General features: G+C 56.3%; 7 protein-coding genes and 1 pseudogene. 5 read left to right on the forward strand and 3 right to left on the reverse strand.

Annotation, left to right across the window (positions count from 1 at the left end; genetic code table 11):
- Positions 1-38: 38 nt before the first annotated feature.
- The 3 genes from lnt to FZE95_RS10720 all read left to right on the forward strand — a co-directional run bounded on the left by lnt (position 39) and on the right by FZE95_RS10720 (position 3,527).
- Positions 39-1,478, forward strand: coding sequence for an apolipoprotein N-acyltransferase (lnt, locus tag FZE95_RS10710; protein WP_036992120.1), 1,440 nt, complete (start codon positions 39-41; stop codon positions 1,476-1,478).
- A 254-nt stretch (positions 1,479-1,732) separates the two neighbouring features.
- Positions 1,733-2,926 carry a protein-disulfide reductase DsbD family protein gene (locus FZE95_RS10715; protein WP_220469429.1) on the forward strand — a complete coding sequence of 398 codons (1,194 nt, stop codon included), beginning with the start codon at positions 1,733-1,735 and terminating at the stop codon, positions 2,924-2,926.
- A 16-nt stretch (positions 2,927-2,942) separates the two neighbouring features.
- Complete coding sequence (locus tag FZE95_RS10720; RefSeq protein ID WP_036991839.1) at positions 2,943-3,527, forward strand: protein-disulfide reductase DsbD domain-containing protein; 585 nt, start codon at positions 2,943-2,945, stop codon at positions 3,525-3,527.
- A gap of 399 nt (positions 3,528-3,926) precedes the next feature.
- On the opposite strand, the gene lspA is transcribed toward FZE95_RS10720, so the two are convergent.
- From lspA to FZE95_RS10740, 3 genes and pseudogenes are all read right to left on the reverse strand, one after another.
- On the reverse strand, positions 3,927-4,439 hold the full coding sequence (gene lspA / locus FZE95_RS10730; protein WP_150300848.1) for a signal peptidase II: 513 nt from the start codon (positions 4,437-4,439) through the stop codon (positions 3,927-3,929).
- Positions 4,436-4,783 (reverse strand): DUF3703 domain-containing protein, encoded by a 348-nt coding sequence (locus tag FZE95_RS10735; RefSeq protein ID WP_036991842.1) that lies wholly within the window; start codon positions 4,781-4,783, stop codon positions 4,436-4,438. Before FZE95_RS10735 ends, lspA begins: the two co-directional genes overlap by 4 nt.
- Positions 4,784-4,923: 140 nt before the next feature.
- Positions 4,924-5,064 (reverse strand): annotated as a pseudogene (locus tag FZE95_RS10740) (MerR family DNA-binding transcriptional regulator); the annotation flags it as partial.
- A 495-nt stretch (positions 5,065-5,559) separates the two neighbouring features.
- Here FZE95_RS10740 and FZE95_RS10745 point away from each other — a divergent pair.
- Together FZE95_RS10745 and FZE95_RS19915 are read left to right on the forward strand one after the other, a co-directional pair.
- A complete protein-coding gene (locus tag FZE95_RS10745) occupies positions 5,560-5,835 on the forward strand; it encodes a hypothetical protein (RefSeq protein ID WP_036991844.1) in 276 nt (91 codons plus the stop codon).
- A gap of 133 nt (positions 5,836-5,968) precedes the next feature.
- A complete protein-coding gene (locus FZE95_RS19915; protein ID WP_259364921.1) occupies positions 5,969-6,097 on the forward strand; it encodes a hypothetical protein in 129 nt (42 codons plus the stop codon).
- Positions 6,098-6,313: the final 216 nt, after the last annotated feature.

The following is a 6,313-nucleotide window of genomic DNA, read 5'->3' on the forward strand; positions in this document are numbered from 1 at the left end:
TTGTAACGAGGGTGATGGCTTTGCTTGCCGGAGGCGCCATGCCGCTTGCCTTTGCCCCTTTTGGTTGGGCATGGCTTGCGGTGGTCGCTCTGGCCGCATTGTTTGTCCTGACCGCGCAACCTTCAAAGCGTCAGGCGTTATGGTCGGCTTACTTCTTTGGCCTTGGTTACTTCGGTGTAGGTGTCTCCTGGGTCTTCGTCAGCATCAGCCAGTACGGCAATGGCCCCGTGGTGGGGATGTTAGCTACAGCGGCCTTTGTCTCGCTGCTTGCCCTCTTTCCATGGGGCGTCGCGTACCTCGTACGCCGCCTGCACCCTGAGATGGATGCGACGGCCCTCTGGCTAGGGCTACCAGCGACATGGGTGTTGAGTGAATGGATGCGCACCTGGTTCTTAACCGGCTTTCCCTGGCTCTTTGTCGGCTACAGCCAGACCGACACCACACTCGCCACTATCGCGCCTGTCTTTGGTGTGCTTGGCGTGAGTTTTCTGGTGGCCTTGCTCGCTGGCGGCCTGGCTTGGGTTGTTTTAAATCCAAGCCTGCGCCGTGCAGCGGTAGCCGGTGCCGTGTTAACCGCTACTCTTGCCAGCTTGCAGCTCCTGGATCATGAGTGGACGCAGCCAGCCGCTGATCCTATCAATATTGCCCTCTTGCAAGGAAACATCGCGCAAGACAGAAAATGGGACCCGGATTCACGGGGAATCACGCTGGACCGTTATCAGGCGCTTACGAAGCAGCATCTCGGGGCCGACATTGTGATTTGGCCAGAAACGGCAATCCCGATGTGGCATGACGAGGCTAGAGAATATCTTGCTGAGCTTAAGGCGTTAGCCGATCAGGCCGGCACCTCGTTGATGATTGGCGTCCCGATACGCGAGGAGGACGGTCGCACCTACAACGCGGTGACAAGCCTCTCCGATCCCTCAGGCTTCTACTACAAACGTCACCTGGTGCCCTTCGGTGAGTATGTTCCGTTTCGGGAGTTTTTGGGTTCGTCCCTCGACGTGCTCGGGGCGCCCATGTCCGATTTCACACCGGGACGGGAAGCGCACGTCCTGAAGGCAGCAGGGGTGCCTGTAGGGGCACTCATCTGCTACGAGGCGGTCTTTGGTGCTGAAGTCACGGAGTTTCTGCCCGAAGCGCAGTTGCTGGTGAATGTCAGTAACGATGCCTGGTTCGGCAGCTCGCTCGGCCCTTTCCAGCACTTTCAGATGGTCCGCATGCGTGCCATCGAAACCGGACGTGACCTACTGCGAGCCACGAACACGGGTATCACAGCAGCTGTCAGCTACGAGGGAAAGGTTCTTACACGCGCTCCTCAATTCCGCGTAGCCACCCTCAGTGCCGAAGTGACCCCCAGAACTGGCGCAACCCCTTATGTGCGCTGGCGGGATTGGCCTGTCCTTGGCGTGATCGCACTCGGACTCGGCTTGCTCCTGCTTCGTCGAATTCGGCAGTATCATCGCTTGGGTACATGACAGCGAGCAGATTTTAAATCGGATGAGGAGGAAGGGATTTGTCTACATGTGGCAATTGGCTATCAAGAAAAAAGCTCACAAGCCGGGAAAGCGATGCGTTGCTGTGGCTCTCGCTCCTGTTAATGTTGGCGGCGTCTATATGGAGAAGAGATATGAGCACTCAAACAACCTTCTGTTTAAGGATGCAAGCGGCCAATGGCGGGGTCAGACCGGACGTTTCAGTCGGGAATCGTGGGAAGGGCTGGAATAGCTGAATGATCGATCACATTCCCTCTTTACTCATCGCCAGCCAGCTCTTAATGGCGACAGTGGCAGGTTTGCTGCTCAACCTGACGCCCTGCGTTTTGCCCGCGATTCCTATTAAGGTCCGGACTATCTTACGAGAGGCGGGCAGCCAACGATCGCACCGCGTGCTGGCCGCATTGGCGTTCACCGCAGGAACACTCGCGTTTTTCTTGACGCTGGGCGGATTGACCGCATTTCTTCAGTGGAGCTGGGGCACTTTGTTTCAGTCCGCGGTGTTCGTTGGTATCCTTGTTGCCTTGCTGGTCGGGTTTGCGGTGGTCACGTGGCTGGATTTGCCCATTCCGATCCCGTCGTTCGCCGCCTCGGCCCATGGCCGGCGTTACTCTGAAGCATTCTTATCGGGGTTATTGAGTGCGGTTTTGGCTGCACCTTGTGCTGGTCCTTTCCTGGGTGGAGTCCTAGCCTTTGCCGTTACCCAGCCGGCGCCGGTAACTATGGGGATATTCGGCAGTATCGGGCTGGGGTTGTCGCTGCCCTACGCGGCACTGATCCTCAAACCCAAGTGGCTGAGCCGGTTGCCCAAGGCGGGGCCCTGGACTCTGGCCATTCGAGAAGGGCTCGCGCTGGTCTTGCTGGCCGCAGCCGTCTTCTTCAGCGCGAGCCTGATGCCCAAAGCGGTTTATCCCTGGCTATGGTGGTCTTGGCTGGCACTGGTGCTGGCCTGGGGTGCTCGCCGTTTCGTCCAGGGTAATGGTACCGTGCGTGTGATCACCACAACGGCGGCAGGCCTTGCCCTTGCGATGACTATGGGATTTGCATCCCCGCTGGACAGCAACGGAGACGAACTCGTCTGGCAACCCTACTCCGCAAAGTTACTGACGGAGACAAAAGCCCGGGGCACACCCTATTTGCTGGAGTTCACCGCCGACTGGTGCATCAACTGTAAGATACTTGAGCGCACGGTCTACCAAGAGCCCTCCGTGGCCAAAGCCGTGCGGCGCACCAAGATGGTGCCTATACAAGTGGACGTGACAGCGAGCAACCCCGAAAAAGATGCGCTATTAACTGCGACCGGTGGGCAGGCCTTACCCTTCGCAGTGGTTATTGACGGTGACGGCACCGTTATCGCCCGTTTCACGGGGCTTTTTGACGCCGACAGCTTGGTCGAAGCTATCAGTCGTACCGAAAACCTACAACCTTAGATACTGGAGATGAATCATGGTGATTCGACATAAAGGATTGCTGGCTGGTGTAGTGGCTTTTCTCCTCGCGATCGCTGCGTTCATGTTGATCGACACCAACGGAAACAACCCCGACGCTGTCCAGACTGAACGAGCCGCTCTTGAAGTCCCGGTTTCGGCCCGAACAGGATTGGCGAATTCCGCTGATAAGGTACGCCTCACTCTTGCGAAAGGCGACGCAGCATTGGCGGGAAAGCCTGGTGAATTCGTTCTGACATTGAACATTGAACCGGGCTGGCACGTGAATGCCAATCCGGCCTCTATGGAGTTCCTGATTCCCACTGTCGTCAATTCTTCAGTCAACGGCCAAGCGCTTGAAATCCCGACGCAGTACCCGCGCGGCCGGGTCAGTGACATTGTGCTGGGTGACACCGCCCTTGAGGTGTATGACGATGGTGCGAGTATTCGGCTGCGGCCCGACGGAAAACAGATTGCCGTGCTGGAAAAGGTAGGCAGGCTCGAAATGATTGTACGGGCGCAGGCCTGCAGTGACGAGGGCGTCTGCCTGGCACCGACTGACATGCCTGTTGCGCTGAATCTGGACGATACCAGCCGACAATAAGTCAGAACGCACTTTGGAAGTGACGCAACTGGGGAATGACTGTGAACAGCTTATTCAGAGTATCCCGATTGCCGTGGTTGCTCTTGGCAGCTCAAGGCCATGCCAGAGTTCATGTCTAGAGATGGGCGAGACTCGCTTCGTTAAACGGCAAACTTACATTGTAATTCGCACATTCCGCATGATGAAGTGGCTTCGGGGAAGTGTCGGCATCCTGTCCCAGATAATCGATAAATCTTGTTGGGGAATCTCGTATTGGAGCGAGCGAGCCAGAAAACGGGCTGCAACGCTCATCAAGGCGCCGGCAACGCCTTCTCCCGGACAGCGATGGTTAACATGCGGGTCGCCTGGTCCTTGCGGGATTGCCTGCCCAGCGCACCGTAACTGTTGAGGGTCAGCCTTTCATTCTTTGACTCGGCCGGCTTCCGCCTTTGGGCTCAGCAAACTGCCCAGGATCAACATGGCGGCGCCGACGACGATACCAATATCCGCCAGGTTAAACGCAGGCCAATGCCAGGACTGCCAGTAAAAATCCAGGTAGTCGATTACATGGCCTCGAAATGCGCGATCGATCAGATTCCCAACTGCCCCGCCCAAGATAAGGCTATAGCCTAGCGCTTCACTCTTGACTCTGGGCTTACGCAATACCAGAGCCAGCACGATTGAAATGACCAAAGCTATGACGATGAAGAAGTAACGCTGCCAACCGCCCGCGTCAGCCAGGAAGCTGAACGCTGCACCGGTATTCCAGAAATGAACCAGATTGAAGAACGGGGTGAAAGGAATCACGGTGCCGACCGGGAGCGAACCCGTAACTGCGCTTTTCATCGCTAGGTCGGCCGAGGCAATGGCCAGCGATAGCATCCACCAGAACCAGGGAGCAGCGAGAAGTGACCTTCTAGGAGACGAGCTCATCGCGTTTCTCCTTGAAGAAGTCGCTGCAGCTCCGGTGAGATGGGCATCGGAGCAAAAGCACTGACCCTGGCGCGCCCGCTGTTTCCGAGCGGCACCCAGATCTTAGAGAACAGCAGGGCCGCTATGATTCGCGGAACTTGGCTGGGCACCTCTCGAAAGTCGCGCAACTGCCAGCCAGCCCTTAGCATCAGCCAATGGCTCTGAGCATGAAGAATAGCCATTCGCTGGCTCAATATGTGGGCTCGCTCCAGCCAAGAGAAAGCCTCGGTTGGCGCCTTTTCACTGAGTGCTTTCCTAGCTTGGAAAAAGGCCTCATCGATGGCAATGCGGAGAGCGGTATTCATCTGGATCTCACTTACGCAGCAGATTGCCTAAGTGAACACCCTATAGCAGCTATAGGGTCAAGCGCTATGGATTCAGGCGACGCGAAAAATGACTTGAAGCCGAAATCATAAAAGAGGTTTGTCGCCCCCCAGCAGGCCAGCAGTTTGTCCGCATGGTCTGCTTTATAGGTTCGATAGCCAGTGTCTTCGCGATTAGGCGGTGGAAGCAGTCCCTGACGTTCATAAAAACGAATCGTCTGAATGTCCACCCCCGCCTGATGTGCAAGTTGGCCGATGCGAATAGTCTGTCCCTTGGTAAAAAGCCAGTATATCCAGGCTTGACCCTATGCCTGCTACATGGTTTTTAATCGGCAGGATCAAGTTCTATAGGAGAAGCTGATCATGAATTCCTGTGAGAAACCCAGTGGCTGTGGCCCCGTGTCGGCAACCACTGAAGCGGCAACCGCGCCTTTGAATGAAGGAGCATGGATCAGCAGTGCCCAAAATGGGTTGCTCTTCAGAAGAACGAATGATTCGGCTCGCGCTGAATGGCTTTCCTGAGCTCAATTCGTTGGCCTTTGATCTAAGCAGCTGACAGGTGCGCGCTTTGCATGACGGTTCGGTTGACCAGATCGCGACCAAGCTAGAATCACTTGGCTTCTTCCTATCCAGATTTGGTGATTGGTACGGTCGCTGGCCTCATCGTACTCAACGGTCCGCGCCGAATCCTGGCATTGAAAGCCTGGCCAACCGGATCGACAGCCACTCCCATTTACCCAAACAGAGGCGCGTAGCTTATGACTGACGTTAAGACGACTGAGATAGAACAGTTGATGGCTGGATTGAACAGAAAAATTGCCGAAGGGAATGCCGCCCAGAGTCGCGATGCAGCTTATGCCGTCTATGTGAAGCTCGCGTCGCTTCGTGAGCAGCTCCCAGCCCTCACAGAAGCCGGGGTGGAGAAGGCCTTGGAGCACGCCAGCCAGAAGGCCTGGCGACTCTATGAGGCTTTTCACCTTGAAGTGCAGTATGACTTGGAATGGGCGAGCAGCCGCAGCTACGAAGACTCTTAGAAATTTGTCCTTGAAGATGAGCAAGCGGCGAATGGGCCACGGGTGAAGCCCGGCCTAAACGAATCCATTGTGCCATGAATGAGGTTTCCACTATGCAGCATCGAACTACCAGATGAGCTGAGTGGAAGTGAAGATGACACTACTCGAGACTGCCAATGAGGGGGCCGCAGACCCTGTCCGTTTAGCTACGCCGCTGGGCCGGGCCATTGGTAATCTGTTCGCCCAGGCCTTGCCGCTACTGGACGGCAACCCACCAGGCTAGCTCAATGTCTTCATTATCGGTGGCGGTGCGGTGCATCTATTCACCCATGCGCGTGGCAGTGTTGACATCGATGCAGAGATCGAGGCCGCGTGCTGCGCAAGGACGAGATCATGACCGTTTACACGCCGCCCGAGGGCTACGAGGATAGCGACCATGCTCGGTGGTTTTTTGGCGAATGAATCACACCGGGTTTCGTGGAGGCCTCAACTCTTGAGA

The sequence above is a fragment of the Pseudomonas profundi genome (assembly GCF_008638305.1).
In the GTDB taxonomy this organism is placed as follows: Bacteria; Pseudomonadota; Gammaproteobacteria; order Pseudomonadales; family Pseudomonadaceae; genus Halopseudomonas; species Halopseudomonas profundi.